Origin of the sequence: Mesotoga sp. UBA5847 (genome assembly GCF_002432735.1) — a bacterium.
In the GTDB taxonomy this organism is placed as follows: Bacteria; Thermotogota; Thermotogae; order Petrotogales; family Kosmotogaceae; genus Mesotoga.
This window is the reverse complement of the sequence record NZ_DJGL01000036.1, coordinates 1-3,164: the sequence shown is the minus strand read 5'-3', so window position 1 is coordinate 3,164 and position 3,164 is coordinate 1. Positions and strand designations below refer to the sequence as shown.

Annotated in this window: 4 protein-coding genes; 3 read left to right on the top strand and 1 reads right to left on the bottom strand. The window is 45.7% G+C overall.

The annotated features are described in order from the left end of the window. Positions 1-352: 352 nt before the first annotated feature. Entirely contained in the window at positions 353-553 is a 201-nt protein-coding gene (locus B3K91_RS03675) for a hypothetical protein (RefSeq protein WP_292594019.1), read from the bottom strand. A 144-nt stretch (positions 554-697) separates the two neighbouring features. Here B3K91_RS03675 and B3K91_RS03670 point away from each other — a divergent pair, with 144 nt between their 5' ends. From B3K91_RS03670 to B3K91_RS13670, 3 genes are all read left to right on the top strand, one after another. Then, positions 698-1,861, top strand: coding sequence for an ATP-binding protein (locus B3K91_RS03670; RefSeq protein WP_214079747.1), 1,164 nt, complete (start codon positions 698-700; stop codon positions 1,859-1,861). A 316-nt stretch (positions 1,862-2,177) separates the two neighbouring features. Further along, positions 2,178-2,456, top strand: a complete 279-nt coding sequence (locus B3K91_RS03665; protein WP_214079746.1) for a DUF2442 domain-containing protein — start codon at positions 2,178-2,180, stop codon at positions 2,454-2,456. A 98-nt stretch (positions 2,457-2,554) separates the two neighbouring features. After that, positions 2,555-2,716, top strand: a complete 162-nt coding sequence (locus B3K91_RS13670; RefSeq protein WP_214079748.1) for a DUF4160 domain-containing protein — start codon at positions 2,555-2,557, stop codon at positions 2,714-2,716. Positions 2,717-3,164 lie beyond the last annotated feature (448 nt).

Genomic DNA, 3,164 nt, shown 5'->3' with positions numbered 1-3,164 from the left:
GTCTAATTTCAGCAGTGACTGGCTTTTCTCTCGTCTTCTCGTGAGTGAGCGAACGCCTCGACAGTGCTCTTTCTTTAAGAAAAAGGCTCTCGGGTTTGATTTCAACAAAGTCGGTTCTAAACAGCGCTCAGCGGGTCTTCGTTCTTAAGCGCGCAGCGGCCTTTTCGGTGAACGGGTTCATGGTCTTGAACGCTCAACGGTGAACCGTATTTCACAGCGCTCAGCGGGTCCTTGATTCTGTGCGTGCAGCGGCTCTTAGGGCGAGATCCCCTACAAGAGCCCCAAATAGGAGCCTGAACAGGAGATTTTCAGGGCAGGCTCTACGGAATCTCAGTCTTTTCCTAACTTCACGTCATCTTGGCATGATTCTGGCCAAGATCTCGATCTTTGAAACAGTTGCAAGTGACAAGTTGCGAGTTGCAGACTTAGAAGAAGCCTGCGCCAGCAGACTGGCTTCCCTCTCTCCTCTCGTGAGCTTAGCGAACCTCTCAATACTCTCTTTCTCGATTGCCTTTGCTTGCCTGGCGTAGCCGGACTGGCCTTTGCGAAGCAAAGACTGGCCACCGAAGGTGACTAACTTATCATAATTGTCACGTTAATTGAATGCAAATAATGGAGTCCCCTAAGGCATAGAGTTTTATCTGGGAACGAATCTATGCTAAGATCGTTTCATAGTGAAACGGAAGGAGATGATTCAGTGGATGCAGACGAGTTAGTTCAGTCACTCGAAGAGATACAAAAGAGGAAGGAAATGGAGCTCCCATCGAGACTTAGGCCTTACTTCGACAAAATAGAGATGAAGAACAGGGCAGTCCTTGTTTTTGGGTCAAGAGGGGTTGGAAAAACCACTTTTCTTCTGCACAGATTTAGGGAGAGAAAAGTACTCTACGTCTCGGCTGACAACCCTCTCGTTTCTACTAGTGACCTATGGAGCATAGCAAAGACGGCTTTTGTAAGGGGTTATGAGGGGATAGTTGTGGATGAGGCTCACTACGCAAAAGATTGGAGCATCCATCTTAAGGCCCTCTACGATTCCTATCCGGGAAAACTGGTAATAGCTAGCGATAGCAGCAGCCTCGTATTAAGACAGGGGATCGCAGATCTATCTAGAAGATTCTCCAGGGTTCATATCCCTCTAATGTCTTTGAGGGAATACATATTTCTTAGAGACGGAATTTCGCTGCCACAATTGGAGCCATTCTCTCCTGAGCCTTCTTCAGTTAAAGAGATAATAAACTGTACAAACGTACTCTCTGCTTTTGAGGAGTATCTTGAACGTGGATTCAGGCCGTCTTATTTGGAGTGGGACTTTCGAGAGCAAATAGAACACATTATTGAAAAGACACTTCATGGAGATGTTCCGTTCTTCGTTCCCCAAATCTCAGATATTCACTTCAGGCTAATGAATGCCGTTGTAGGCTTTTTGGCGATATCGAAAGTTCCAACACTGAACATTGAGAGGATGTGTAGAGAGTGGGGTATAGGGAAGAGAAAGCTCTATGAACTTCTTACTGTAATGAACGCAACAGGAATAATCAGAATAGTATATAGGGAGAGCGATAATCGAACCTTCTCCAAGGGTGAGAAAATATTCTTTGGCGACCCTGCTTTCTACTCAATTGGTGCAGGAAATATCGGAACAAAAAGAGAAGCCTATGTGGCTCAATCCTTTGAAGATGCGGGAAGAAGAGTCTTCGCATGTGCGGATGAGCGAAATGGAGATTTCTCTGTAAATGGCAAGATTATTGAAGTGGGAGGAAGGAGCAAAAAACCAAAGAAAGCCGAGTTCGTGATAAGAGACGACACGGATTTGCCCCATTCAAACTCGATTCCAATGTGGACACTGGGCTTTCAATACTGACACTAACTCGTAGTTATGCCATGGGATTTTGGACAACAAGTTTGTCCACTTCTCGGGATATCTCTGATCAAGCACCAGAAGAAGTTCTTCCAGCTCCTGAAACTTGTATCTCGGCATTTGGAACTCCCTTCAACACAGATTATCGAAAGATAGAGTCCGTATTTGTTTTGCTCTGGAAGAGCAACACTATCGCAATGGAATTAATAGTCTTCTCAAAGATCACATGGTCCAAGATCGAATATGCACAATACTCTGGCGAATGAACTTGAGGAAAATGCTTCCAGTGCAATAATTCAAGCAGAGAAGGAGGTGAATTATGATAAGAATAGCTCAGGCGGAAGCTCTGGAGGCTTTTAAGGTAAAACTCGCCTTTGAAAATGGAGTAGTGGGAACAGTGGATTTCTCTGAGCTGGCCGCATCTCCTCTTTTCGGTCCTCTCAAGAATTATGAGTTTTTTGAGGGCGTTAGCATTGTCAGGGACGGCAGAGCTTTAGCATGGGGAGAAGATCTTGAGATCTGCGCTGATTCGCTTTTTATGAGAATATCGGGAAAGAAGCCAGAAGAGATCTTCCCCAAAACAGAGGCTACGGTGTGAATGCCTGAAATCAGTCGGTTCAATGGAATAGCAATCTACATGTACTACGAAGATCATCTTCCTCCACCTTTCATGCTCACTATGGTGAACATGAAGCTATTATAGATATAGAGTCACTGGCAGTCATCGCAGGAGCCTTACCTCACAGAGCACTGGGACTTGTAATTGAATGGGCTTCAATGCACCAGAATGATCTTTCGGCAGCATGGAGTGATGCAAAGTCTATACTACCCTTAAGGAGAATAGCACCGTTGAAATAGACTCCTGTATTCTTTCCGACTCCACGTCTCGTGAATTGCCTGCACGTTTCTATGCTTCACTTCATGCAACCCTTGACGCTCTTTCGAATGTCAGATGCCACAGGTGCAAATAGGTACTGTCCGGCTCCTAACATTCCAATTTTCGTTAACGCTCAGAAGAGCCTCTAAAGCTCCTACGAGACATCAGATAGCGCTTCATGACTCGAAAGGTTGAGGGAGAATGATAAGAGTTGGTCCGGTTGTCATCTTGTAGTGATGGTGTACGGGATCTCCCATCAAAGAGCCGCTTTTCGCTGGTCGCTGAACGCCTAGAAAAGACGAGAAAGAGTATATTAGAGAATTCGCTTCGCTCACGAGAAGACGAGAGAAAAGCCAGTCACTGCTGAAATTAGACACAAGGCGCCGAAAGAACATCGACGGACGCAAGGCTGCCTTCGGCAGGAGGCGA

Bases quoted from the DNA above. Each gene is read 5' to 3' on its own strand.
- B3K91_RS03665 (WP_214079746.1), top strand. From the start codon at position 2,178: ATGATAAGAATAGCTCAGGCGGAAGCTCTGGAGGCTTTTAAGGTAAAA.